Genomic DNA, 25,771 nt, shown 5'->3' with positions numbered 1-25,771 from the left:
GCCATGTTCTCCCGTCGCTACGCGGTCGCCCTCGCGGTGGACGCCCTCGGCTCCGGCCTCCTGCGCCCCTTCCTGCTGCTGTACGGCCTCACCGTGCTGCACCTGCCCGCCGCGTCCGCGGGCCTGGCCCTGACCGCCGGCCTGCTCGCCGGCCTCGCCGGCATCCCGGTGCTGGGTCGCTGGATCGATGCGGGCGGACGCCGGGCCCCCATGGCGGCGACGATGCTGGTCCGGGCCGCGGGTATCGCCGTGCTGTTGCTCGGCCACGGCATGCCGGGCTACCTGGCGGCGGCGCTCCTGCTCGGCGCCGGGAACCAGGCGCTGCCGGCGGCGCAGGCGGCGCTGGTCACGGCCCTGGTCGACGGGCCCGCGGACCGGGCGCTCGCCACCGCCCGGACCATCCGCAACGCCGGCCTGGGTGTGGGCGCCCTGGCCGCCGCCGTGGCCGTGGACTCGCTGCGGACACTCGCTGCCCTCAACGGCATCGGTTACCTCCTCGCCGGCGCGCTCATCCTCTCCCTGCCCCGCCCGCAGGTGTCGCGCGCGCGGACAGCGGAGGCCGGAGGTGGCGGAATCGGCCCCCTCGTGTGCGCGAACCTGCCGTACGCCCTGTGCTTCGGCGTGCTGGAAGTGGCCCTGCCGGCGATCCTGGTCACCCGCATGGACGCATCACCGGCGTGGTCGGCGGCGCTGTTCGCCGGGAACACGGTGCTGGTCGTCGCGGTGCAGGTGCTGCTGGTCGTGCGTCTGCGCCGGCTGCCGCGGCGCAGCGTCCTGGCGGCCGCGGGCGTGGTACTCGCGGTGTCGTACCTCGGTTTCTGGGCGGCGGTACCGGCCGGCCCGGCCGCGGTCGCGCTGGTCGCGGTCGCTTACACCCTCGGCGAGATCCTGTACGCGGGCAGCGGCACTGCTCTGGTGGCGGCCGCGGCACCACCGCATGCCCTCGGGCGCGCCCTGGCCCGCTGGCAGCTCTCCACAGGGATCGGCAACGCCGCCGCCCCGGCCGTGCTGACGACGCTGCTGTCGATCGGTCCGGGCCTGCTGTGGGGAGCGCTGGCCGCTACGACGCTGGCGGCCGCCGGCGCGGTCCGCCGCTGGGCGCCTGCGGTGTGAGCAGCCGCTAGGCTGGCGTCGGTGCAGAAGCGGGAACCAGTTCGCGGAGTGATGTTCGATGCCGGCGGCGTCCTGACGCGGCCGGTCGGCGGGCGGTGGAACCCCCGCTACGACTTCGAGAGCATCGTCATGGCTCACCATCCCCACTTGCGGGCGGAGCTGCTCCCCGAGGCCATCGCGGCCGGACAGCACTTTCTCGACGCCGCGATCACAACGGCGAACCGCGCCGACTACCACCGGACGATGCTGCGGGTGCTGGAGATCGGCGACCCCTCGCCGCAGCTGCTCGCCGAGCTGGAGGCGCCGGCCGCCGGGCCCGTCATCGAGCCGTATCCGGACGTCCGCCCTGTCCTCGACGAGCTCCGGCTCAGAGGCGTCCGGATGTCGGTCGTCTCGGACAACTGGGCCGGCCTGGAGGCGACGTTCGCGGGCCTCGACATCCAGCACTACTTCGAGGGCTTCGCGATCTCCGAGATCCTCGGCTGCCGCAAGCCCGACCCGCGGATGTACGCCGAGGGCAGCCGCCTCCTCGGCCTCGCCCCGCACGAGTGCCTGTTCATCGACGACGACCCCGAGCTCGTGGCGGCCGCCGAGACCCTGGGATATCGGGGAGTCACACTCGACCGTGAGGCGTCCCACCGCATCGGGGACGACGTCATCGTGTCCCTGGACGAGCTGCTCTCCATCGTCGAGGCCAGGGGGTGTCACGCGTAGACACCCCCTAACGCAGCATGCGCCGGTGCAGCCCGGCGGCCTCCTGCTCGTCGAGGTTCAGCGCGCGCCGCACCGCGAGCCAAGCGGCGCCGGCGGCCGGGTCGCGAGCCGTCGCCACTTCACCGGGCAGTGCCGCCAGGACCGCCGTGCGGACCGGCGTTGGCTCGGTGAGCAGCCCGCCGGCCAGCACCACCGGCCCGTCGGAGGGCCCCAGCTCGTGCAGCGTGCCGACCAGCCGGGCGGCCGCCTCGGTCGTCAGGCGGGCGGCGAGCGGATCGTCCGAGGCGCACACCACGGGCGCGAGCGCGGCGAACGCTGCCGGGTGCTGCCGCGCCGCCCAGTGCACGAGCTCGTCGCACGAGCGCGCCCCGGCGTGGGCGGCGACCTTCGCGGCGAGGCCGTCCGGTGTGGACGTCCAGGAGCGGGCGACCGACCGGACGGCCTGCAGTCCCAGCCACAGCCCGGATCCCTCGTCGCCGAGCAGCCAGCCCAGCCCGTCCGCGGTGCGGCCGACGCGCCAGTCCTCGATGCGGGCGGCCACGGCTCCGGTGCCGGCGATGAGGACGGCGCCGCGAGCGGCTGGTACGCCCGAGGCGAAGGCCGTGACCGCGTCGCCGGTGACCTCGATCGGGCAGGTCAGGCCGAGCTCGGCCCACTGCATGTCGAACGCTTCGGCGATCGCCGGCTCCGCGACCACCGCCACGCCCGCGATGCCGGCCACCCCGGCGACCACCGTTGCCGGGTCGTGGCCGCGCAGGGCCGTGCGGACCGCCGTACCGATGGATGCGATCGCCGCGACGCCGGCGGAGGTCGGGTTTCCCGGACCGGCCGAGCCGCGGCCGACGATCGTGCCGTCCGCCGTGGCCACGACCGCCCGGGACGCCGTCCCTCCGGCGTCCACACCCACCACCAGCACCATGGCGCTGATCGAAACATAGAAAGTTGTTATTGACCAGATGATGAAGTGGTCGTAATTTTCATCGGCATAGCTCTTCGATGAAAAGGACGACCACGTGACGGGTGAGAGCGGCGGGCTGCTGGGGCGGCTGCGCATCGAGGGACCGACCATGCCGGAGGCGCTGGCGAAGATCGCGGAGACGATCCTCGCCGACCCGGAGACCGCCGCCCACGCGAGCATCGTAGACCTGGCCGAGCGGTCCGGGACCTCGACGGCGACGGTCACCCGCTTCTCCCGGGCGCTGGGCTTCAAGGGGTACGCGAACCTGCGCGTCGCCGTCGCCACCGAGACCGGCCGCGCCGAGCAGGCCCGCTGGGAGACCGACATCAGCGGCGACATCAACCCCGGCGACCAGACCGAGAAGGTCCTCGACATCATCACCGCGGCGGACACCCGGGCCATCCAGGCGACCGCCTCCGGGCTCGACACCGACGCGGTCGAGCGGGTCGCGGCCGCCATCGCCGGTGCCGGCCGGGTGGAGATCTTCGGCCTGGGCAGCAGCGGTACGGCCGGCAGCGAGATGGCCTTCCGCCTGGAGCGCATCCGCATCCCGGTGCGCTACCGGGCGGACACCCACACCGCGCTGACGAACGCGGCGCTGCTCGGGCCGGACGACGTGGCGATCGCCCTGTCCCACTCGGGGCGTACCCGGGAGGCGATCGAGATGCTCGCCGAGGCCGCGGACCACGGCGCGCTGACCGTGGCCGTGACCAGCTTCGCCCGCTCGCCGCTCGCGGAGGTGGCCGACATCGTCTTCACCACCTCGGTGCACGAGACCACATTCCGGCTGGCGGCGCTCTCCGCCCTGCACTCCCAGCTGCTGATCCTCGACCTCATCTACGTGGCCGTCGCACAACTCACGTACGAGCGCACCGCCGAGGCGCTCGAGCTCACCGTGCGGGCCGTCGACGCGCACCGCCTGCCGGACACCCCCGCCAACCGCAAGCGAGCACGGAGGGAAAAGCCGCTGTGACCATCACGAGCGCCGACTACGTCGAGGCGATCCGGGACGCGATCGACCGGGCCGGCACCACCCAGGGCGACGCGGTGGCGCGCGCCGCCGACCTGTTCACCGCGACACTGCAGGCCGGCGGGGTGATCCAGGCGTTCGGCTGCGGCCACTCCGAGGCGCTCGCCATGGAGATCGCCGGCCGGGCCGGCGGCCTGGTACCCACCAACAAGATCGCCCTGCGCGACATCGTCCTGTACGGGGGAGAGCCCGCCGAGGTCCTCGCCGACCCCCAGCTCGAGCGCACGCCCCGCGTCGCGCACCGGCTCTACGAGCTGGCACCGATCAAGCCCGACGACGCGTTCGTCATCGCCAGCAACTCCGGCGTCAACGGCGCGGTCGTCGAGATGGCCCAGCTCGTCAAGCAACGCGGCCACGCGCTGGTCGCCGTCACCTCGCTGGCGCACTCGTCGCGGGTCGAGTCGCGGCACGCCAGCGGGCTCAAGCTCACCGACCTGGCCGATGTGGTCCTGGACAACGGCGCACCCTACGGCGACGCGGCGCTCTCCTACGGCGACGGTGCCGTCGGGGCGGTCTCCTCGATCACCGCGGCGCTGCTGGCCCAGCAGATCGTCGTCGAGGTGGTGGCGCGGCTGCTGGCGCTCGGCGTCACACCGCCGATCTACCTGTCCGACAACGTGCCGGGCGGGCGTGAACACAACAAGGAGCTGGAGGCCCGGTACGCCGGGCGGATCCGGCGTACCGCTTAGGGAGAACCCATGTCCGCGACCAGAAGAAACCTCCTTCTCAGCGCCGCGGCGCTGCCATTGCTCTCCGCCTGCGTCACCAGCGGCGGTGACGACGACGACCCGGCCGCCGGCAACACCGGCGCCAAGAGCGCCGACAACCCCCTGGGGGTCAAGGCCGACGCCCCGCTCGAGGTCGTGATCTTCAAGGGCGGGTACGGCGACGAGTACGCCAAGCGCGCCGAGACCCTCTACACGCAGAAGCACACCGGCGCGAAGATCGACCACAAGGGCCTGCAGAAGGTCGGCGTGGCCCTGCAACCCCGGTTCGTCGCGAACACGCCCCCGGACGTCGTGGACAACACCGGCGCGGACCGCCTCGACATCGCCACCCTCGTCTCGGCCAAGCAGGTCACCGACCTGACCGCGCTGCTGGACGCCCCCGCGTTCGACGACCCGTCCAAGAAGGTCCGCGACACGCTCCTGCCCGGCGTGGTGGACGACGGCACGTTCGACGGGGTGCCGCAGACGCTCAACTTCACGTACACGGTGTGGGGACTCTGGTACTCGAAGAAGCTCTTCACCGCCAAGGGCTGGGCGTACCCGAAGACCTGGGACGAGATGCTGTCGCTCTGCGCGACCATCAAGGCCGCCGGCATCGCGCCTTGGACCTATCAGGGCAAGTACCCCGAGTACATCAACGACCCGCTGCTCGGCATGGCCGCCAAGACCGGCGGGCTCCCGCTGGTGAAGGCCGTCGACAACCTCGAACCGAACGCGTGGAAGGCACCCGGGCTGACCAGCGCCGCCGAAGCCTTCGCGGAGCTCGCCGGCAAGGGCTACATCCTGGCCGGCTCCGAGGCCCTGTCGCACACCGAGGCCCAGGCCGCCTGGTGCCAGGGCAAGGCGGCGTTCATCCCGTGCGGCTCGTGGCTGGAGAGCGAGCAGAAGGGCGTCACCCCGGACGGCTTCGACATGGCCATGGGCCCGGTGCCGTCGCGTACCGGCTCCGACCAGCTCAAGCAGACGGCGGTGCAGGCGGCGAGCAGCGAGTCGTTCCTCGTGCCGGCCAAGGCCAAGAACCCGGCCGGCGGCATGGAGTACCTGCGCATCCTCTTCTCGAAGCAGTCCGCCAAGGCCTTCGCCGAGACCGCGGGCACGCTGCCCGCGACCGCCGGCGCCACCGACGGCCTGACGCTGAGCAGCGGACTGGGCTCGGTCCGCGACGCGGTGACGGCCGCCGGATCGGAGACCTTCACCTACCGGTTCCGTACGTGGTACGCACCGCTGGCCAAGGCGGTGGACGACGCGACCGGTGAGCTCGTCAACAAGCGCATCACCGCCGCGCAGTGGTCGGACCGGATCCAGAAGGCGGCCGACGCGCTCGCCAAGGACTCCTCGGTCAAGAAGTACACCCGCTGATGAGACACGGTCGGTGGCGGTTCCTGGCCGGGGCGCTGATCCCCGCGCTGGTGCTGCACGTCGTCTTCGTGCTGTCGCCGTACGCGCAGGCCTTCTACCTGTCGCTGACCGACTGGACCGGCGTCGCAGGCGCTGCCCACTTCGTCGGGGCGGGCAACTACACCCGCCTCGCCGAGGACTCCCTCTTCCTGGACGCGGTCCGCAACAACGCGCTGCTGCTCGTCGTCGTCCCGCTCGCCACCGTCGCCATCGGGCTGTTCCTGGCCAGCATGCTGCACCTGGGTGGACGCGGCGGCCGGCGGGGGATCGCGGGCTCAGGCGCGTACCAGATCATCTATTTCTTTCCGCAGTTGCTCTCGCTCGTCGTGGTGGCGGTGCTGTGGAGCTTCGTCTACAACCCCAACACCGGCCTGCTCAACGGGGCCCTGCGGGCGATCGGCATCAGCGGGCCGTCCTGGCTGGCGTCACCCTCGCTCGCGCTGCCGGCCGTGATGGCGGTCCTCGTCTGGTCGTCGGTCGGCTTCTATGTGGTGCTGTTCAGCGCGGCGATCGACGGCATCCCCAAGGAGTTGTTCGAAGCGGCGCTGATCGACGGCGCGGGCGGCTGGACGACGTTCCGCAAGGTGACGCTGCCGCTGGTACGCGACACGGTGCAGGTCGCCTTCGTCTACCTGGGCATCGCGGCGCTGGACGCGTTCGCGGTCGTGCAGGTGATGACGGTCGGCCCCGGCGGACCCGACGGGGCCACGGAGGTGATCGGGCTGTCGCTGTACCGCAACGCCTTCCAGTACGGGAAGTTCGGCTACGCCTCCGCCATGGGGGTGGCGCTGTTCTTCGCCACCCTGACCCTGGCGGTGCTCGCCCTGCGCGGCGGCCGCAAGTCTTCTGCGGGGCTGGCATGACGCTCTCCCTTTCCCCACGCCGCACGGCTGATCTGCCCGATGATGAGCTTCCGGCCGCTCGCCGGCCCCGGACACCGCACTCGCTGCGATCGGCGCCGGTGCACCTCGCGATGCTGGCGTGGGCGGTCGTCACGGCACTGCCGCTGCTCTGGGCCGTGGTCAGCTCCTTCAAGACCGACGACGAGATCCTCAACGACCCGTGGTCGCTGCCGGCCACCCCGCAGGCCGGCAACTGGGCGCGAGCCTGGAACGAGGCCAGCATCGGCCGGTACTTCCTCAACAGCCTCATCGTCGTCGGCGGGGCCCTGGTCCTGACGATGCTGCTCGGCTCGCTCGTCGCGTACGCCCTGGCCCGCTACGAGTTCCGCGGCAACCGGTTCGTGTACTACACGTTCGTCGCTGCCATGTTCTTCCCGGTGTTCCTCGCGCTCGTGCCGCTGTTCTTCGTCGTGCAGCAGCTCGGGATGCTGGGCACGTACCAGGGCCTGATCCTGGTGTACGCCGCTTACGCCGTACCGTTCACGGTCTTCTTCCTGCACGCGTTCTTCAGAACGCTGCCGGGCGAGGTCGCGGAAGCGGCATTCATGGATGGCTGTTCGCATGGCGCGGTGTTCTTCCGCGTGATGCTGCCGATGGCGCGGCCCGGACTGGTCGCGGTCGGCATCTTCAATTTCCTCGGGCTCTGGAACCAGTACCTGCTCCCGCTGGTCCTCAACCCGGATCCGGACCGGTACGTCCTGGCGCAGGGTCTGGCCGCCCTGTCGGTCAGCCAGGGCTACCGCAGCGACTGGAGCGGTCTGTTCGCCGGCTTGACCATCGCGATGCTGCCGGTGCTGATCGCCTACGTCGCCTTCCAACGGCACATCCGCGCCGGAATGACCGCCGGCGCGGTCAAGTAGCTCCCCCCTTCCTCGTCCCCCTTCCTCGTCCCCCTGGAGGAATCGACCGATGTCCATCAAACCCCTCGCCGTCGCCGGCATAGCCGTGCTGGCGGGTGTCTTCGCCGTCGCGGCGAACGCCCCCAGCGCCTCCGCCGCCGACTGCGGCTACCTGTTCGACGACTTCCACTACAACTCCTCCAGCGACGCCAACCTGTCGGCGCACGGCTGGACCCCCCGCAGCTACCAGGGCGGACCCGGCGTCCCGGGCGCCACCTGGTCACCGAACAGCATCACCTTCCCGACCTCGGACGGGCAGAAGGTCATGCAGCTCACCGCGTCGACGGACGGCACCGGCGCCGGCACCAACCACGCCGAGCTGTACAGCACCCAGAAGCGCTACTTCGAAGGCACGTACGCCAGCCGCGTCCGCTTCAGCGACACCCCGGCGAGCGGCGCCGACGGCGACCACATCAACGAGACGTTCTTCACGATCAGCCCGCTCAACGGCGACATGGACCCGACGTACAGCGAGCTGGACATCTCGGAGTACCTGCCCAACGGAGGCTGGGGCGAGACGGGACCGATCAACTACCAGACCACCTGGTACACCTACCGCGCCGACCCCTGGTACGCGGACAACGTCCACTCCGAGGAGCGCCAGTCCTTCAACGGCTGGCACGACCTGGTCGCCACGGTCGCCAACGGCCACGTCATCTACTACATCGACGGCGTCCAGGTCGGCGACCACTCGGGCAAGTTCTACCCCCGCCAGACGATGACCATCAACTGGAACCTGTGGTTCATCGACACCGCGGCCCACTCGGGCGGCCTGTCCACCTACATCGAACAGGTCGACTGGGTGCTGTTCGCCAAGAACCAGGCCCTCACCCCGGCCCAGGTGAGCTCGCGAGCAGCGGCGTACCGCAGCGCCGGAACCACCTTCTCGGACACGGTGGAGACGGCGGGCGGAACCTGCAACGACCCGTCGACCCCGCCATCCACCCCGCCGACCACCCCACCGTCGTCACCGCCGACCACGCCGCCGCCGGCCGGAGACTGCTCGTCGGCTCCGGAGTGGTCGTTCTCCCAGGTGTACACGGGCGGGCAGACGGTGAAGCACGAGAAGAGCAAGTACGGCGACCCGAACGGCCCGGCCTCGGGTGAAGGCAAGCACCTGTGGCGAGCCAGGTACTGGACGCAGGGCTCGGAACCGGGTTGGACCCAGCAGTGGGAAGACCTCGGGCGCTGCTGAGTGACAGGGCTCCGGGCCCGTCCCGAACGTTCGGGACGGGCCCGGTCGCCCCGTCAGTTGCGGTCCCACTTCTGGTTGGCGCCTCCGTTGCAGGTCCAGATCTCCAGCAGGGTGCCGTTGGCGGTGCCGTGTCCGGTGGCGTCGAGGCACTTGCCGGAGCCGGCTCCGACGATGGTGCCGTCGGCGTTGAGAGTCCATTGCTGGTTACCGGCGCCGGTGCAGTCGTAGATCAGCACCGGGGTGCCGTCGGCGGTCCCGGCGCCGCTGACGTCCAGGCACTTGGTGCCGTAGACGGTCAGTTGCCTGGTTGCCGTGGCGGTCCACGACTGGTTGGCGCCGAAGTTGCAGTCCCACAGGGCGACCACGGTGCCGTTGGTCTCCGTGAGGCCGGGTACGTCGACGCACCGCCCGGACTCCTGGCCACGCAGCACGCCGACGGTCTGGGGCGGCGGTGGGGGGCCGGCGTTGGGGGTGACGGTGAGATTGTCGAACTGGTCGGTCTGATAGCCCACCACGCCGAGACCGACCTGGCCCGTGCTGTACGAGCCGTCGTTGACGGACCCGAGGGTGGTGCCGTCGAGCCCGGCCGTGATCTGAGTGCCGGAGAAGCCGAGCTGGAGCTTGTGCCACGTGTTCAAGCCGAGCGCCGGCCTGGTTCCGGACGCCAGTGTGACGTCGGCGTTGGTGGTGGTGTGCTTGCTGATCGACCACGTCCCGGTGTTGCTGATCCGCAGCTGGTAGGCGGCCTGCCGGTTCTGCGGGCGCAACTGGGTGTCGGCCCGGCCGAGCAAGGTGACGGTGCCCGCCTGCTGCATGGTGACCTCGGTGCTGACGGTGTAGTTGGCCCACGACGGATCACCGATCAGCGTGTAGGCGTCGCTGTCGTCCTGCCAGTTGATCGGCTGGACGGGGGTCACCTGCTGCAGGCAGTTGCCGGAGCGGCCGGCGGCGCAGGCGCGTACCTCGTACGAGCCTTGCATGTCCTCGGTGTACCGGGGTTGGGTGCGAGTGGGGTAGCCGTCGAAATCGTCGGCGTACGGCAGCGCGAGGTTGCGGCCTTCGGGACTGGTCGCCGTGCCTTTGCCTTGGCCGATGGTGGTGGTGACGGTATAGATCCGGTTCGGCTGCAGGATGAGCGAGTACGACCCGTTGGACGGGGTGATGTCGGCCTGCTTGACGAAGTAGTCAGCTGCGTTGTTCGAGCCCATGTCGGTTGACCAGATGTGCACTGTGCCGGTGCTGAGCCCACCGGAGACGGTCACGTTGACCGTCTGGGCGGCGGTGGTCCCGCTCGTCTCGTAGACGGTGGAGTAGTCGCTGTTGTTGGTCGACTTCAGCGACACGTAGCTGCCGTTGGCCCGGTTACCGCCGAGATAGCCGCTGGCCGAGCTGTTGAGGTAGTGCCAGCCGGGCTGGGTGAACTGACCGTAGTGGGCGTTGGCCCACAGGTTCTTCCCGATCCGGTACGCCCCGGACCACGGGGAACCGGCGTCCATCAGGCCGACGGTGGAGTACGGCAGGTTCGGCGTGATGGCGGCGATCAGGGGCCAGTTCATGTACCCGGTGATCTCCGCGTCGAGGTAGCCGCGGTTGACCGTACGGATGTAGGGCACCACACCGGAGTTGTCGTCCTGTGACCCGAACTCGCTGGCCCACAGGGGTTTCCCGGAGCTGCGGGCGTTCTGGGTGGTGGAGCAGGTCTCGGCCTGGGACAGGTAGCCGCAGACATAGTGGTTGCCGAGCACGCCGACGGCGTTCTTGAGAGCCGCGTCGTTGCCGAACTCGTCGGCCATGCCCCAGCCGCTGTCGTCACCGACGATCTGCACGGCTGCGTAGCCGGCGTTGTTCAGCGCGGTGCGCAGATTCTTGTACCAGCCGCTGTCGTGACCGCGTTCGTTCCAGCCCCCCAGATAGTTGATCGTCAGGCCGTGCTGTTTCGCGCAGGTCAACCACGAGATGTCGTAGTCGATCATGTCTTGGGACCAGAAGTTGTGGTTGCCGATCCAGCCGGGAGCCGTCCACGGCAACGCCACCAGCTTGATATTCGGGTTACGGGCGACCGCCTGCTCACCGAGCCAGAATTCGTACCCGGCGTTGCAATTGATGTCGCCGCGAATGTGCTCGTGGCTGGGTTCCGCGCCGTCGGTCGAGTTGGCGTCGCCGCCGATCTCCAGCTTGAGCAACTGCACCGCCGCGCCGTAGCCGGGCCTGAACAGATAGTCCAGAATCTGCGACCGCTGGGCCGGTGGATAGTCGATCAGCAACCGCGAGTTGCCGCCACCACCGCTGATCGCGCCGACTCCGTCGAACGCGCGACCGACGATGCCGCCATTCACGGTGATCGCCGTGGTCGCCGCCTCTGCGGGGGCCGCGCCGACAGCCGCAATGACCGTGGCGAGCAACGACAGGGACACCATCGCTATCGATTTTGAGCGTGTACGTCCGGCTACGCGCATGGATCTTCTCCTTCGAGCGAGCCCGGCGTACCCATCGTGCGTGGCGCGACGAGGTGAGGGGCTTCTGCCAGCCGTACCGGTCACCTTCACCGCGGCGACGAACAAGCCAAGACATCGATAATCAAAGATGAACGCGGCGTATATGTCAACGTTGTCAGGGCGGCGACCGGCCGAAACGGAGTCGCTGCGCCCACTCCGCCCCTGCCCCATCGGATCCATTGACATGTATCAATGTCTGAGCATACGGTGGCAGGTGGCGACGTTGTCGCCGCGCCGTCACGTCCCAGCCCCGGCCGGCGGTGACCTGGACCGCGCCGGTCGATCAGTAATGACTCAGAACTCTCCATGGATGGGTCGTATGCGGATTCCTGTCAGGCACATACCGCTCCCGGCTCCGCGGCTGCGGCGCCTGACCACAACGATGATCACGGTGGGGGTGATGACGCTCGCCCTCGTGGCGGTACGGGTACCGGCCGGCGCGGCCACCGGGTCGCCGGTGATCGGCGTGGCCTCCGGTCGCTGCCTGGATGTGGTCGGCGAGTCCCAGGCGGACAAGGCCGCGGTGAACATCTACGACTGTAAGGGCCAGCCGAACCAGGCATGGACGTTCACCTCGGCCGGTGAGCTCCGGGTCTACGACGTACCCAAGTGCTTGGATGTGGCGGGGCAGACGGTGCAGATCTACACGTGTACCGGGGGAGCGAATCAGAAGTGGCGGCTCAACGCCGACGGCAGTATCACGGGCGTGCAGTCCGGGCTCTGCCTGGACGTCACCGGCGCGGGCACGGCCAACAGCACCGCCGTGGGCATGTGGACCTGCAACGGGCAGGACAACCAGAAATGGCGTACCTCCGCGGGCGACGCTGTCCCGCCGAGCGTGCCCGGTAATCCGCGGGTCAGCGATCTGGTGTGCGACGCGGTGACCTTCGCCTGGGACGCCTCGACCGACAACGTGGGTGTCGCCTTCTACGACGTCTATCACGACGGTCAGCTGATGAAGTCGGTCAGCGGCACGACATTGTCCACCAGCCTCACCGTGGTGGGCGGGGTGACCTGGGGCCTGTACGTCAACGCCCGGGACGCCGCCGGCAATGTCTCGCAGGCCAGCGCGACGGTGCCGATCACCCCGCCGCAGTGCCAGGCCGACACCCAGGCCCCCACTGCTCCGACCGGGCTCACCGGCTCGGCGTCCGGCACCACAGTCACGCTGAGCTGGACCGCGGCCACCGACAACATCGGCGTCCGGGCGTACGACATCTTCCGGGACAACTCCAAGGCCGGCACGATCACCGGAACCGCGACCACGCCGCCGGCCACGTCCTTCGTCGACAGCGCGCTGGCGGCCGGCAAGGCCTACTCCTACTACGTGGTGGCCCGGGACGCGCAGGCCAACGTGTCACCGCGCAGCAACAGCGTGGCGGTGACGACCGGCGACGCGTGTGGGAGCTCCGTCTGCGCGGTCACCCAGATCGCCACCGACACCGACATCCCGTGGGGGTTGGTCACCCTCCCGGACGGCAGCATTCTGTACACCCGTCGCGACGCTCACGACATCATCCGGCTCAACCCCGCCACCGGGGCCAAGACGAGCGTCGGCACCGTCCCCAACGTGCAGAACACCGACGGCGAGGGCGGCCTGCTCGGGTTGGCCATCTCGCCCACGTTCGGCAGCGACCACTGGCTCTACATCATGCACACCTCGCCGACCGACAACCGCATCGTCCGGATCCGGCTCGACGGCGATACCCTGAACACGGGTACGGAGCAGATCCTGGTCTCCGGCATCCTGCGCAACAAGTTCCACGACGGCGGCCGGCTGCGTTTCGGTCCGGACGGCAAGCTGTACGCCAGCACGGGTGATGCGCAGAACGGTGCCAACGCGCAGAACCTGAACAGCCTCAACGGCAAGGTGCTGCGGCTGAACACGGACGGTTCGGTGCCGTCGGACAACCCGTACGGGAACTACGTGTGGAGTTACGGCCACCGCAATCCGCAGGGACTGGCCTTCGACTCGCAGGGCCGGTTGTGGGAGCAGGAGTTCGGCAACTCGATCATGGACGAGACGAACCTGATCACCAAGGGTGGCAACTACGGCTGGCCGGCCTGCGAGGGGACCAGTGGCACCTGCGACACCCCCGGGTTCATCGCCCCCAAGCACACCTACCCGACCGCGGACGGCTCGTGCTCGGGAATCGCGATCGTGCGGGACGTCCTCTACGCGGCTTGTGAGCGCGGCACCCGGATGTACCGCGAGGTGATCAGCGGCAGCAGCCTCACCGACGTGCAGATCTACTTCAACGGCACGTACGGCCGACTGCGCACCGTCGAACCCGCTGCCGACGGCGGGCTCTGGCTGACCACCAGCAACTTGGGAGACAAGGACAGCATCCCGAACAACAGCGACGAGAGGATCTTCCACGTGACCCTCGGCACCTGACCGATCGACGAACGGCCGGCGGTCCTCGAGCAATGGAGGACCGCCACTTCCGCTTCGGCGCCTGACCACCCACCAAGCGGAGCCGGGAATCGGCAGATGGCGATGTGGGCAACGGGCTGCCGGGGGTGGTCTCGGGTTGCGTCGACGTCGCCGGAGAGGTGGCGCAGTTCGAGGGCGAGCTGGGCTCGGACCGGCGTCGAGGAGCTTCGGTCCGCGTCGCGGATTGCGCCGATCAGCGCCCGCTGACCCAGAACCCCACGATCGCATCCAGCAGGACGCGTCCGCGGCGATCGATCCAGGAGCGGCGGTCGCGGAACTGCTCGGCGCGCCTGCGCGTGAGCACCGACTCGCCGCGCGATCGCCGAAGGTGTGACCCAGCCCACCGGCTGTGGGCGAGCTCGCACGGCAAGCTATTGCTTCGAGTTCGAAGCATGCTACGGTCCTCATGTGCTTCGAATTCGAAGCAGCGAACCAGATCACGAGACGAGGTCCTCCGATGAAGGCAGTGCGATTCCACGAGTACGGCGACCCGAGCGTCCTGCGCCACGAGGACGTCGAGCAGCCCGTCCCCGGCCCGGGACAGGTGCTGATCCGGGTGGCGGCGACGTCGTTCAACGGCGTCGACGGCAACATCCGCGGGGGCCTCATGCAGGGCCCCATCCCGGTGGCCCTGCCGCACACCCCCGGTATCGACGTCTCCGGCACGATCGACTCGCTGGGCGAGGGCGTCAATGGGTATCAGGCCGGTGACGCGGTCGTCGGCTTCCTGCCGATGGCGGGACCCGGCGCAGCTGCCGAGTACGCCCTCGCACCGGCCGAGATTCTGGCGAAGGCGCCCACCAGCATCCCGCCGGCGGATGCCGCAGCACTGCCGTTGGTGGGCCTCACCGCCTGGCAGGCGTTGTTCGACCACGCGAAGCTCGAATCCGGACAGCGCGTACTCATCAACGGCGCCGGCGGCGCGGTCGGTGGCTACGCCGTCCAGCTCGCCCACCACGCCGGCGCGTACGTGATCGCCACCGCAGGCCCGCGCAGCGCCGAGCGGGTCCGGACGGCCGGCGCCGACGAGGTCGTCGACCACACCACCACCTCGGTGACCGCGGCTGTCGGCGAGCCCGTCGACGTCGTGCTCAACCTCGCGCCGATCGAGCCGGCACAGCTCGCCGCGCTGCTCACCGTGATCCGCCCCGGCGGGGTGCTGGTGAACACGACGGTCTGGATGCCCGCGCCCTCCGACCCGGAGCGCGACGTGCGCGGCATCGACCTCTTCGTCCGCAGCGACGCAGGTCAGCTGTCGCGGCTGGTGGCGCTCGTGGACTCCGGCGAGCTGCGCGTCGACGTCGCGGAGCGGGCGCCGCTGGCCGAGCTGCCGGCCGTCCACGCCCGGGCGGCCGCGGGCGAGCTGCCCGGCAAGGTTGTCGTCGTCGCGCCCACCGCCTGAGACCCCGGCACCGGAAGGGAACGGCCGTGTCTCCCACCCGGGATCGCCGCGCCTGGACCGGGTTCAGCAGCGACGCCGGCTGGGCCTTGGCCCCGATGGCAGGCGCGATGGCCTCGACCGTGCCGCCCGCCGGGGGCGATCTCACGGGGCGCCGCGCCCTGTGGGAGCCGATCATCGGCGCCGCAGCGGCTGCCCAGCCGCTCCCGGCCGACGTGACGACCAGCGAGCACCACGCCACCGCCGACGACGGCACGCGGATCACCATGCGCTGGTACGCCGAGGTCGGCGCGATCCCGGGCTCGGCCGTGCTGTTCTTCCACGGCAGCGGGTACGCCCGCGGTGGTGTAGCGGTTCACGGCTGGTCCCGGAATTCCCCGGGCGGGACGGCATCCGGGGAGTCGTACTTGGTGCGCTCGGCGTCGCGGAGCTGAACCCGCCGGATCTTGCCCGAGATGGTCTTCGGGAGCTCCGTGAACTCGATGCGCCGCACCCGCTGATAGGGCGACAGATGGGCCCGGCAGTGCGCGAAGATCGACCGGGCCGTCGCCTCGTCGGCGGCCCAGCCCTCGGCGAGGACGACGTACGCCTTGGGAACGTGGAGCCGCAGCGGGTCGGGCGACGGCACCACCGCGGCCTCCACCACGGCCTCGTGCTCGATGAGGACGCTCTCCAGCTCGAACGGCGAGATGCGGTAGTCGGAGGCCTTGAACACGTCGTCGGTGCGGCCCACGTACGTGATGTAGCCGTCCGCGTCCCGGGATCCGATGTCGCCGGTGTGGTAGTAGCCGCCGGCCATGGCGTCGGCCGTCAGCTCCGCATCGCCGTGGTAGCCGACCATGAGCCCGAGCGGCCGGGGGTCGAGCGCCAGGCAGATCTCACCCTCCGGCGCGGGCTCACCCGTCTGGGGATCCAGCAGCTCGACCCGGTATCCGGGCACCGGCCGGCCCATCGAGCCCGGCCGTACGCTCTGGCCCGGTGTGTTCGCGATCTGGACGGTCGTCTCCGTCTGGCCGAACCCGTCGCGGATCGTCACGCCCCACGCCTTCTGTACCTGCTCGATGACCTCAGGGTTGAGCGGCTCCCCGGCACCGACCACCAGGCGCGGCGGCGTGGTGAGCGCGCTCAGGTCGGACTGGATGAGCATGCGCCACACGGTCGGGGGAGCGCAGAAGCTCGTCACGCCGCACCGCTGCATCTCGCTCAGCAGCCGGGGCCCGTCGAACCGCGAGTAGTTGTGGATGAAGACGCACGCCTGCGCGTTCCACGGCGCGAAGACGTTGCTCCACGCGTGCTTCGCCCAGCCCGGGGACGAGATGTTGAGGTGGATGTCGCCCGGCTGCAGCCCGATCCAGTACATCGTCGACAGGTGCCCGACGGGATACGACGCGTGCGTGTGCTCGACGAGTTTCGGCCGCGCGGTCGTACCGGACGTGAAATACAGCAGGAGCGTGTCGTCGGCCCGGGTCACGCCGTCGGGTGTGAACTCGGCGCTCGCCCGGTAGGCGTCGTGGAAGGCATGCCAGCCGTCGACGGGATCGCCCACCGCGATACGGGTCACCGTCGCGTCCACGTCGGTGAACCGCTCGGTCGCCGAGGCGAGGACGACCACGTGTTGCGCGCCGCCACGGGACACCCGGTCGCGGGCATCGGCGGCACCCAGCAGCGGCGTGGCAGGGATGATGACGGCACCGAGCTTCATGACGGCGAGGATCGTCTCCCAGAGCTCCACCTGGTTGCCCAGCATCAGCACGACCCGGTCACCGCGCCTTACGCCGCGAGCGCGCAACCAGTTCGCCACCTGGTTGGATCGCTGCGCCATGTCCGCGAACGAGAACCGCTGCTCCGCGCCGTCCTCCTCCACGACCCAGAGCGCCGGGTCGTCGTTGCCGGCCGCGATGACGTCGAACCAGTCGAGTGCCCAGTTGAACTGATCGAGCTGGGGCCACGCGAAGTCGCTGTATGCGCGGGCGTAGTCCTCGCGGTGCGCCACGAGGAAGTCCCGCGCCGCCCGGAATGTGGCCGTGCCGTCCGTCGTCGTCACATCTCCTCCTCGTGGTCCGAGCCGTCACTCAGCCTGCGCCCGCGAACTCCGGCCCGCCACCCCCGAGCGGGGGTGACGGCCGCCGGCGTCTACTCCGAGCACATGACGTCCGAGCGGGGCAGAGATCCGCTGACCAGGTAGGCGTCGACCACATCGTCCACGCAGCCCGCGCCGCGGAACCCGTACACGCCATGGGTGCGGGCTCCTTGGAGTGTCACCATGCGCGAGGCGGTGAGCGCCTCGTGCATCTTCCGGGCTCCCGGTAGCTGGGACCCTGTGTCCTTCTCCGCCTGCACGATCAACGCCGGTACGTCATTGCCGACGCGCACCGGGCGCTCCACCGGCGAGCTCGGCCAGAACGCACAGGGGGTGATCGTCCGGCTCAGCGGCGCGAACAGCGCTGACTCGGCACGGTGGGCTCGAATGTCCCGCCAATACCACCGGGGGTCGCGCGGAACTGCAGCGTCGCCGCACATGATGGCCGTCCGGGCGCTGTTCACTGCCGATTGAGCCCCGGTCAGGACGTCGCTCAGGACGTCGGTCAGCGACTCCGGGAGCTCGGCGGTCCCAGTGTTGGTGATGTCTCCGCGCCGGGCGGCGTCTGCCAGCACCTTCATCGTCTCTGCCAGCTCGCCGTTCGAGGTGTCGTCGGTGAGGGACCGGATGACGATCGCGGGCACCACGGTGTCATCGACGGCGTAGCCACCGACCTTCAGTGGTTTCCTCGCCGACGCCGCATAGATCCGGTCGACCGTTGCCAGAACTTTCTCGGTGGTTGCTCCCAGGCCGTACTCGCTGTTGTGCGTGGCCGCCCATTGCGCCCATTCGGCGAGTGCGGCCTGCCGTCCGGGCGCGGCGTTGCGCAGCAGGAACGTTCCGGGTCGGGTCGGGTCGACCGCGCTGTCCAGCACGAGTCGATCGACACGCTGGGGGAAGAGCTGCGCGTAGACGGCACCCAGGAAGGTGCCCTGCGAATACCCCAGATACGACAGCTTCGGCTCGCCGAGCGCCGCGCGGATGGCGTCGATGTCGCGAGCCGTGTTGGCGGTCGACGCGTAGGGGATGTCGTCCCCGTGCTTCCGTCCGCATCGCCTCGCTAGGTCCCGGGTCAGCGAGACCATGTGGTCGAAGCTCGCGCGGTCGGCGCCGGCCGAGCGGGGAAGCCAGCTGCTGGGCCATTCACAGTCGAGCGGGGTGCTGCGTCCGGCGAATCGCGGGTCCATGCCGATCAGATCGAAGTGGGAGCCGGTCTCACCCATCGTCTGACGCGCGAGCGGCACCACGCCGAGCACCGGGGATGCCGGTCCGCCGAGGTTGATGACCAGGGCGCCGATGCGGTGTGCCGGATCGGTTGCGCGGCTGCGGGCGATAGCGACCGTGATAGTGCGTCCGCGGGGCTTCGCGTAGTCGACGGGAACGGTGACGTCGCCGCATTCGATGCCGGCAGCGTCCCATTCGTGCCCCTCCTCGTCCTGTGCGTTCAGCGCGCACCGATGCCATGCGATCGAGCCCGCGGGTTTGCCCGTCGCGAGGGCGGCGGCGGATCCGATCGGTGTCGCCGCCAGCACCAGGCTGAGCGCCGCGACGACCGGGACGGTCAGCCGTTTGGTCTGGATCATGTCTGGCCCCCTTCGTGGTCCGGATCCAGGCTGCTGGGCGGGGACCCGGCCGTCACTGGGGTAAGCGCTCCGCTGTGGGTGGGGTTTTCCTCATCCACAACCGAAGGTTTTCCGGATGGTCCCCGCCCGCCTTGATGCCTACGGTCGATGACGTGACCAACGAGCAGGAAAACCCGTTCACGACCGGGCGGTCGGTGCGGCACATCCTGGCCGGTGCCGCCCTCAGCGTCCCGGTCGGCATCGTGCTGATCAGCCTGCTCGTTCTCTGGCTCGCGGCCGTGCTGAGCCTCCTCTCGGCCCCGACGGGCGGGGCGATGCTCGTGGCCACCTATGTCACCGCTGCGATCACGCTTCCGGCCGCCGTCCTCTGGTTCGCCCTCGAGTTCGCCAGGACCCATCGCGAACGGTTCCGCAGGTCGTTCTCTATCGACATCCCCACACCGCGCCTGACGTGGAAGGGCGCCGGCCGGCATCTGACATACCACCTGATAGCGCTGGTCGTGGGCGTCCCCGCAGTCTTCCTCGTGCTGGTGCCGTCGGCTGCCCGCCGCTACGCGAAGGCCGATCTCGAGGTCGCCCGCCGCCTGCTCACCCCGGGCCCCTATGAACGGCTTACTCAGCGGGTGGCGTCACTGGCGCAGAGCCGGGCCGACGTCATCGCCGCGACCGACGCGGAACGCCGGCGAATAGAGCGGGACCTGCATGACGGGATCCAGCCGCGGCTGATGGCCCTGGCCATGAACCTCGGGATGGCGAGGGAGGCGCTCGCCGAGCCGTCGCCGGCCAGGGACGCCATCGTCGCCGCCCACGAGGAGGCGATCACGACGCTCATCGAGCTACGGCAGTTCGTCCGCGGACTGCATCCCGCGGTGCTGGACGATCGTGGTCTGGACGCTGCGCTCTCGGGGATCGCGGCTCGCGCACCGATTCCCGTGGAACTGGCGGTGCGTGTCGAGCCGCGTTGTCCCCCGAGTGTCGAAGCCATCGCCTATTTCGTCGTCTCGGAGGCGCTGACCAACATTGCGAAGCATGCGTCGGCGGGGCGGGCCGACGTCGCGGTGCTACGGCAAGACGGGCGGTTGCACATCACCGTGAGCGATGACGGCTGCGGGGGTGCGGCCATGACGCCCGGCGGCGGCTTGACGGGCCTCGCTCGTCGCACGGCGTCGGTGGACGGCACCATGACCCTGACGAGTCCGACAGGCGGACCGACGATCCTGATGGTGGAGCTCCCGTGCGCGTGATCCTGGCCGACGACTCCGTGCTGATCCGTCCCGGCATCGTCAAGGTGCTCACCGACGGGGGCTTCGAGGTGGTCGCCGCCGTCGAAGACGCCGAGCAGCTGCTCCGGGCCGTGGAGGAGCACAAACCCGACTGCGTGGTCGTGGATGTGCGCATGCCGCCCACGCACACCGATGAGGGCATCCGAGCCGCCCTGACGATCCGTCGGCTGTATCCCCAAACCGCCGTCATGGTCCTGTCGCAGTACGTGGAGGAGCGGTATGCGAACGATCTGATCTCCGAAGGCAGCGGGTCGATCGGCTACCTGCTCAAGGACCGCATCGCGCGAGTGAGGGACTTCCTCGACGCGATGCGTGTCGTCGTCAGCGGTGGCTCGGCATTCGACCCGGAGGTGGTCGCCCAGTTCCGCGTCCGGAGAAACACGGACCCCCAGGACCGGCTGTCGGCGCGGGAACACGACGTCGCGGCGCTGATGGCCGAGGGCCGGTCCAACAACGCCATCGCCGAGGCGCTCAGGATCAGCCCGAGCGCCGTCGAGAAGTTCTTGAGCAACATCTTCACGAAGCTCGACATTCCCTCGACGAACGGTACGAACCGGCGGGTCCAGGCCGTCCTCAAGTATCTCAGGCGGTGACCAATGGCGATCGAGGCCGAGTGCCGCTACTGCTTCGTCGTCGCGGTGAACTCGCGTTCGGTGTCCTGGACCGGAACCTGCGTGGCCGCGGCCGCCACCGCGGCTGACGCGTGGGCCTTGGCGAGAGCGACCGGGAAGGCCCGGGTCGCCTGCCACAGCCGGAAGATCAGCCACAGCTCGAAGCTCAGGAGGAGGGCGCCGGCGACCACCGACGTCTGGATGACCCAGCCGGTCAGGGGGCCGATGATGAACACCGCCATCTCGAACTCGATGCCGCTGATCAAGTGTGTGCGGATGCGGCGGGACAGGAGCATGTGCCGCAGCCGGGCGCGAGGACCGTGCGGGATGACCGGAACCGCCGGGCCGGAGGCGGGGGCCGGCGCGACGGGACCGCGAGCCTCCGCGAGCCGGTCGCGCATGTCCTGGCGAAGCTTCGCCATCTGGTGCGAGTTCACGTATCGGAACAGGTCGAGGAAGGTCACGGCGATCAATGCCCAGAGGTACGCCGTGGAGCCGGTTCGCGCGTACTGGCCGACGAACAGGGCGACGGCGCAGATGAAGACCCGGAGGCGATCGAACATGAAGTCGAACCAGGCGCCGAAGAGCGAGCCGGTGCCGTTGAGCCTGGCGATCTTGCCGTCCATGCAGTCCACGATGAAGCTGACGTGGAAGAGGAGAGCTCCGGCGACCAGCCACCAGCGGTCCTGCATCACGAAGCAGGCCGCCGAGACCAGGCCGAAGAGAGTCGCCAGACCCGTGAGCAGGTTCGGGGTGATCCACCGGTACGGCGAGACGACCCGGACCAGCCTGGCCGCCACCGGGTCGACGAGCAGCACCGTCCACCACGCGTCGCGAGCCTTGTACGTCCGCTCGCGGATCTCCTGCAGCGATGAGCGTTGCACCATAACCCCAATCAACGGTCCGGCGCCGCCCAGGAAACTACTTTTGTCCGTTTTTGTGATGAAGATCGAAAGCCGACCAGGTATGGCTGCGTAATTGTGAGGTTACAACGAGCGGCGGGCATAGTAGCGTCCGTTCATGGTCAACGGTCGATGTCCGGCCGAGCGGGGGACGACCGATGACGAGCCGGTCCACCCGTTGTCACCCAGGCCCTCGCCCCGCGAGCCCGGACCGCCCAAACCGCCCGCCGACGCAACCCCGGCGAGGGTGTCCACCGTCGACGTGTCTCCCGCGGAGGAGTCCACCGCGGACGTGTCCGCCGACGTGTCTCCCGCCGGGGCGTCCTCTGCCGACGTGCCTGCCGCTGGGTCGTCCTCTGCTGGGGCGTCCGCCGATATGTCTCCCGCTGCGGCGTCTTCCGCCGGCGTGCGCTCCGCCCGGGCGTCCGCCGCCGACATGTCCACGGTGGAAGACGCCGAGCCGGTCGCCGTTTCGACGGATCCTCCGGCGGTCCATTACGACGACGAGGAACGTCCGGCCCGGACCCTGACCGGCCGGGTGGGACTCGGCGTCGCAGTGGTGGCGTTCGCCGCCGCGCTGCTGGTGCTCTGGCAGGTGTTCCGGCCGCTATCCCAGGGCAGTCAGTTCTACCTGATCGTGTTCCTCGCCTGCACGCTGCCGCTGGCGTTCCTCGTCTACCGCAGCGGCCTACCGGCTTCCCGGAGCCGGCAGGTCGAGGGCCGGCAGCTGAGGACCCTGGACCGTCCGACCATTCCGGACTGGTTGCTGGCCGCCGGTGCCCTGCTCGTCTGCCTCTACCCGCTCAACCCGTTGACCGGCGGCTACGACGGCTTCCTCGACCGCCAGGGCCTGCTCGACACTCCCGACGTCATCGCCGGCGCCGTCATGCTGGTGCTCGTCGTCGAGGCCTGCCGGCGGACCACCGGGCTCGCTCTTCCTGTCGTCTGCCTCGGCTTTCTCGCGTACGGCTACTACGGCGGGCTGTTGCCCCAGGACTGGACCATCGCCCATTCCGGGCTTGACTTCGCGCAGATCGTCGACGCCCTCTACAACTCGGGCAGCGGCTTCTACGGGACTCCGCTCGACGTCGCGGCCACGTACATCGTGCTTTTCACCATCTACGGGGCTGTGCTCGATCTGTCCGGGGCCAGCCGGTTCTTCGTCGATCTGTCCGTGGCCGCTTTCCGGAAGTCGCGCGGGGCGGCCGGGCGTACCGCTGTGGCCGCGGGTTTTCTGCTGGGGACCGTTTCGGGCTCGGGGACCGCGACCGCCGTCAGCGTCGGGGCCGTCACCTGGCCGATGTTGCGGCGGGCCGGTTATCCGCCCGAGCAGGCCGGGGGAATGCTCGCCGCTGCCGGCGTCGGTGCGATCCTGTCGCCTCCGACGCTCGGAGCGGCCGCGTTCATCGTCGCCGAGTATCTCGACGTCTCCTACCTGACGGTGCTCGGGTGGGCGATGATTCCGACCGTTCTGTACTACCTCGGCATTCTGCTGGCGGTCGAGATCGACGTGCGGCGGTTCGGCGTACGGGCCGTGGAGGCGCCCGCGACCGGGGCCGGGCGGCTGCTCCTGCGGTTCGGGTACCACTTCTCGTCGCTCGTACTCATCGTGGTCCTCCTTGCCGCCGGGCAGAGCGCGACGCGCGCCGTGGTCTACGCGACCATGCTGGCCGCGGGTCTGTCGTTCCTCGACCGGCGGGCCTGGCTGACGCCGCAGCGGCTCTTCACCGCGCTGGCAGCCGGTGTGCGCGGGGTGCTTCCGGTCGTGGCCGTGTGCACCGCCGCCGGGATCATCACCGCGACCACGACGAAGACCGGCCTCGGTGCGCAGCTGGCGTCGCTGCTGGTGAGTGGTGCGCGGGCGGTCACGGACGATCCGGCCGCGGTGCTGGCGTTGACCGTCGTGCTGGCCGCGGTGGCGCTGGCGGTGCTGGGGCTGGCCGTACCGGTCACCGCCAGCTTCATCATCGGATGGGTGATCATCGGGCCTGCGCTGCTCGGTCTGGGGGTGCCGGCGCCGGCGGCCGCGATGTTCGTCTTCTACTACTCGGTGCTGTCCGAGGTCACGCCGCCGACGGCGCTGGCCGCGGTCGGGGCGAGCGCGATCACCGGCGGCCGGACCGTGCCGACGATGTGGCAGGCGTTGAAGTACGCGTTGCCGGCGTTCCTCGCGCCGATCGCGTTCGTGCTCACCGAGCCGGGCGAGTATCTGCTGGGCCGTGGGCCGGTCACCGGCATCGTGTGGACCACTGCCGTCGCGATCCTCGCGGTGGGCGGGCTGGCGGTCGCGACGGGCGCCTGGGTGCCCGGCATCGGTCCCGCGGGTACGGCCAGCCGCATCCTCGGCGGGATCGCGGGACTTCTGCTGCTGTACCTGGCGCCGGGGACGATCGCCGCCGGTGTGGCCGCGCTGGTCCTCGCCGCCGGGATCGCCTTGCTGCAGCGGCGGCGACGAGGGCTGTCGAGAACGGAACCGATCGGAGGGGCAGCATGAGGAAGGCAGTGGCACTGGCCGCCGTGGGGGCGCTCGCGCTTGCCGGTTGCGGCGGGAAGCAGGATGCGGCCGAGACCGATGCCGGGGGTGCCATCACGTGCGCCGTCGCCGACGACACCCGGATCGGGATCGCGACGGGAAATGCCACCGGCGTCTATTTCGCGCTGGGCAATGCGTACGCGGAGCAGATCGCGGCGACCGGCGGCAAGGTGAGGGCCACCGCCTCGGAGACCGGCGCTTCGGTGCAGAACATCCAGCAGCTCGTCGCCGGGGAGTTCGATGTGGCGTTCTCGCTCGCCGACAGTGCCGCCGACGCCGTGAACGGCACCAACAGTTTCACCGCGAAGCAGCCCGTGCAGGCGCTGGCACGCATCCACACCAACTACACGCAGGTCATCGTCCGCAAGGCGGCCGGGATCACCGACGTCGCCGGGATGAAGGGCAAGCGGGTGTCGACCGGGTCGCCCAAGTCGGGTACCGAGGTCATCGCCAACCGGCTCCTGACCGCGGCGGGACTCGACCCGGCGAAAGACGTCCAGGCGCAACGTCTCGACCTGACCAAGACGGTGGACGGGATGAAGGACGGGTCGATCGACGCGCTGTTCTGGTCCGGTGGCCTGCCCACACCCGGCATCACGGACCTGCTGACCACATCGGGGGGCCAAGTGCAGTTCCTCGACATCACGCCGCTCCTGGCGGACCTCAGAAAGATCAATCCCGTGTACGAGCAGGGCACCATTCCCGCCGCGACGTACAAGACACCCGCCGACGTCAAGACGATCGTGGTGCCCAATCTGCTTCTCGTCCGGCAGAACCTCGACGCCGACCTCGCCTGTGTCCTGACGAAGACGCTGTTCGAGAAGCAGCCGCAGCTGGCGCAGGCCAACGCCGCCGCCAAGGAGATCAGCCTCGACAAGGCCCGCAGGACCGAGCCGGTGTCGCTGCACCGTGGCGCCGCGAAGGCTCTGGACGACCTCGGCGCGCCCTGATCAACGGGTCGCGGCAAACGCGGCGGATCCGGCCTCGGGACCGCCGCGCTTCGCCGTGCCCGTACGGAAGGAAGTAAATGCGTTGAGCGCCACGGGCCGGCGCCCTAACGTATGACCCGTTCCGCACGGCAGAGACGGACCTGGGGGGTGGAGATGATCGGCAGCACCGCGAAGCGAATGCGGGGTCTGTGGATGATGCGCCCTTGTCCGGGCCGGCGACGCGACTGATCACCGCGTTCTGCCGCCGCCGCCCGGTTCGCCGACGGCGGCTTTTCTGTGTCACGGGGGTGCGGTGGCCGGCGCGGGCCGGCTGCGGTGGGTGCGACGACCACCGGGCTCGCCGGCGGGGAACATTTGCGCTACCCCGCCAACGTGAGGGCCACCGCCGCCACAGATGACGTGCCGCTAGCTCAACAGGTAGAGCAGCTGACTCTTAATCAGCATGTTCGGGGTTCGAGTCCCCGGCGGCGCACTGCAGGGTGGAGCAGCTCGGAGTGCTCGCGGGTTTCATAAGCCCGAGGTCGTGGGTTCGAATCCCACCCCTGCCACCACTGTCCCGCG

20 protein-coding genes and 2 tRNA genes are annotated in these 25,771 nt (G+C 69.8%); 17 read left to right on the top strand and 5 right to left on the bottom strand.

Annotated features, from left to right (window positions below; translation table 11 throughout):
• Nucleotides 1–3 precede the first annotated feature (3 nt).
• The gene (locus AB0J80_RS06455; protein ID WP_364701038.1) at nucleotides 4–1,113 is read left to right on the top strand and encodes an MFS transporter; all 1,110 of its coding nucleotides are present in this window, start codon (nucleotides 4–6) and stop codon (nucleotides 1,111–1,113) included.
• 21 nt (nucleotides 1,114–1,134) lie between these two features.
• On the top strand, nucleotides 1,135–1,827 hold the full coding sequence (locus tag AB0J80_RS06450; RefSeq protein WP_364701036.1) for an HAD-IA family hydrolase: 693 nt from the start codon (nucleotides 1,135–1,137) through the stop codon (nucleotides 1,825–1,827).
• Nucleotides 1,828–1,834: 7 nt separating this feature from the next.
• Here AB0J80_RS06450 and AB0J80_RS06445 read toward each other — a convergent pair whose 3' ends face one another.
• On the bottom strand, nucleotides 1,835–2,746 hold the full coding sequence (locus tag AB0J80_RS06445; protein ID WP_364701034.1) for a BadF/BadG/BcrA/BcrD ATPase family protein: 912 nt from the start codon (nucleotides 2,744–2,746) through the stop codon (nucleotides 1,835–1,837).
• A 94-nt stretch (nucleotides 2,747–2,840) separates the two neighbouring features.
• On the opposite strand from AB0J80_RS06445, the gene AB0J80_RS06440 reads away from it, so the two are divergent.
• From AB0J80_RS06440 to AB0J80_RS06415, 6 genes are read left to right on the top strand one after another with little or no spacing between them, the layout of a single operon-like run.
• Nucleotides 2,841–3,758, top strand: a complete 918-nt coding sequence (locus AB0J80_RS06440) for a MurR/RpiR family transcriptional regulator (RefSeq protein ID WP_364701032.1) — start codon at nucleotides 2,841–2,843, stop codon at nucleotides 3,756–3,758.
• Entirely contained in the window at nucleotides 3,755–4,504 is a 750-nt protein-coding gene (locus AB0J80_RS06435) for an SIS domain-containing protein (protein ID WP_364701030.1), read from the top strand. The genes AB0J80_RS06440 and AB0J80_RS06435 overlap by 4 nt, the downstream gene beginning before the upstream one ends.
• A gap of 9 nt (nucleotides 4,505–4,513) precedes the next feature.
• Complete coding sequence (gene ngcE, locus AB0J80_RS06430; RefSeq protein WP_364701028.1) at nucleotides 4,514–5,902, top strand: N-acetylglucosamine/diacetylchitobiose ABC transporter substrate-binding protein; 1,389 nt, start codon at nucleotides 4,514–4,516, stop codon at nucleotides 5,900–5,902.
• A complete protein-coding gene (locus AB0J80_RS06425; RefSeq protein ID WP_364701026.1) occupies nucleotides 5,902–6,804 on the top strand; it encodes a sugar ABC transporter permease in 903 nt (300 codons plus the stop codon). The genes ngcE and AB0J80_RS06425 overlap by 1 nt, the downstream gene beginning before the upstream one ends.
• On the top strand, nucleotides 6,801–7,703 hold the full coding sequence (locus AB0J80_RS06420) for a carbohydrate ABC transporter permease (RefSeq protein WP_364701024.1): 903 nt from the start codon (nucleotides 6,801–6,803) through the stop codon (nucleotides 7,701–7,703). The genes AB0J80_RS06425 and AB0J80_RS06420 overlap by 4 nt, the downstream gene beginning before the upstream one ends.
• Nucleotides 7,704–7,752: 49 nt before the next feature.
• Nucleotides 7,753–8,937, top strand: coding sequence for a glycosyl hydrolase (locus tag AB0J80_RS06415; protein WP_364701022.1), 1,185 nt, complete (start codon nucleotides 7,753–7,755; stop codon nucleotides 8,935–8,937).
• Between the two features lie 53 nt (nucleotides 8,938–8,990).
• Here AB0J80_RS06415 and AB0J80_RS06410 read toward each other — a convergent pair whose 3' ends face one another.
• A complete protein-coding gene (locus tag AB0J80_RS06410) occupies nucleotides 8,991–11,354 on the bottom strand; it encodes an RICIN domain-containing protein (RefSeq protein ID WP_364701020.1) in 2,364 nt (787 codons plus the stop codon).
• A 478-nt stretch (nucleotides 11,355–11,832) separates the two neighbouring features.
• On the opposite strand from AB0J80_RS06410, the gene AB0J80_RS06405 reads away from it, so the two are divergent.
• The 3 genes from AB0J80_RS06405 (at nucleotide 11,833) to AB0J80_RS06395 (ending at nucleotide 15,702) form a co-directional block, all read left to right on the top strand.
• On the top strand, nucleotides 11,833–13,830 hold the full coding sequence (locus AB0J80_RS06405) for a PQQ-dependent sugar dehydrogenase (protein ID WP_364701018.1): 1,998 nt from the start codon (nucleotides 11,833–11,835) through the stop codon (nucleotides 13,828–13,830).
• A gap of 496 nt (nucleotides 13,831–14,326) precedes the next feature.
• Nucleotides 14,327–15,271, top strand: coding sequence for an NADP-dependent oxidoreductase (locus AB0J80_RS06400; protein WP_364701016.1), 945 nt, complete (start codon nucleotides 14,327–14,329; stop codon nucleotides 15,269–15,271).
• A gap of 26 nt (nucleotides 15,272–15,297) precedes the next feature.
• A complete protein-coding gene (locus AB0J80_RS06395; protein ID WP_364701014.1) occupies nucleotides 15,298–15,702 on the top strand; it encodes a hypothetical protein in 405 nt (134 codons plus the stop codon).
• Here AB0J80_RS06395 and AB0J80_RS06390 read toward each other — a convergent pair.
• On the bottom strand, nucleotides 15,624–17,312 hold the full coding sequence (locus AB0J80_RS06390) for an AMP-binding protein (RefSeq protein WP_364701012.1): 1,689 nt from the start codon (nucleotides 17,310–17,312) through the stop codon (nucleotides 15,624–15,626). The genes AB0J80_RS06395 and AB0J80_RS06390 overlap by 79 nt on opposite strands.
• Nucleotides 17,313–17,401: 89 nt before the next feature.
• Nucleotides 17,402–18,931, bottom strand: coding sequence for an alpha/beta hydrolase (locus AB0J80_RS06385; protein WP_364701010.1), 1,530 nt, complete (start codon nucleotides 18,929–18,931; stop codon nucleotides 17,402–17,404).
• A 152-nt stretch (nucleotides 18,932–19,083) separates the two neighbouring features.
• Here AB0J80_RS06385 and AB0J80_RS06380 point away from each other — a divergent pair, with 152 nt between their 5' ends.
• Together AB0J80_RS06380 and AB0J80_RS06375 are read left to right on the top strand one after the other, a co-directional pair.
• Nucleotides 19,084–20,175 (top strand): histidine kinase, encoded by a 1,092-nt coding sequence (locus AB0J80_RS06380; RefSeq protein WP_364701008.1) that lies wholly within the window; start codon nucleotides 19,084–19,086, stop codon nucleotides 20,173–20,175.
• Complete coding sequence (locus tag AB0J80_RS06375) at nucleotides 20,166–20,807, top strand: response regulator transcription factor (RefSeq protein WP_364701006.1); 642 nt, start codon at nucleotides 20,166–20,168, stop codon at nucleotides 20,805–20,807. The genes AB0J80_RS06380 and AB0J80_RS06375 overlap by 10 nt, the downstream gene beginning before the upstream one ends.
• Before the next feature lie 26 nt (nucleotides 20,808–20,833).
• Here the strand turns inward: AB0J80_RS06375 and AB0J80_RS06370 are convergent, their stop codons facing one another.
• The gene (locus AB0J80_RS06370) at nucleotides 20,834–21,712 is read right to left on the bottom strand and encodes a CDP-alcohol phosphatidyltransferase family protein (protein ID WP_364701004.1); all 879 of its coding nucleotides are present in this window, start codon (nucleotides 21,710–21,712) and stop codon (nucleotides 20,834–20,836) included.
• 451 nt (nucleotides 21,713–22,163) lie between these two features.
• Here AB0J80_RS06370 and AB0J80_RS06365 point away from each other — a divergent pair, with 451 nt between their 5' ends.
• From AB0J80_RS06365 to AB0J80_RS06350, 4 genes are all read left to right on the top strand, one after another.
• Entirely contained in the window at nucleotides 22,164–24,221 is a 2,058-nt protein-coding gene (locus AB0J80_RS06365; protein WP_364701002.1) for a TRAP transporter fused permease subunit, read from the top strand.
• Nucleotides 24,218–25,210 (top strand): TAXI family TRAP transporter solute-binding subunit, encoded by a 993-nt coding sequence (locus AB0J80_RS06360; RefSeq protein WP_364701000.1) that lies wholly within the window; start codon nucleotides 24,218–24,220, stop codon nucleotides 25,208–25,210. The genes AB0J80_RS06365 and AB0J80_RS06360 overlap by 4 nt, the downstream gene beginning before the upstream one ends.
• A gap of 399 nt (nucleotides 25,211–25,609) precedes the next feature.
• Nucleotides 25,610–25,682 (top strand) — tRNA-Lys (locus AB0J80_RS06355).
• A 1-nt stretch (nucleotide 25,683) separates the two neighbouring features.
• Nucleotides 25,684–25,761: transfer RNA gene (locus AB0J80_RS06350), tRNA-Met, on the top strand.
• The last annotated feature ends 10 nt before the right edge of the window (nucleotides 25,762–25,771 follow it).

This window comes from Actinoplanes sp. NPDC049548 (assembly GCF_040676695.1).
Taxonomy (GTDB): domain Bacteria; phylum Actinomycetota; class Actinomycetes; order Mycobacteriales; family Micromonosporaceae; genus Actinoplanes.
Note: the sequence above shows the minus strand (reverse complement) of the source record. Positions and strands in the feature narration are given on the sequence as shown.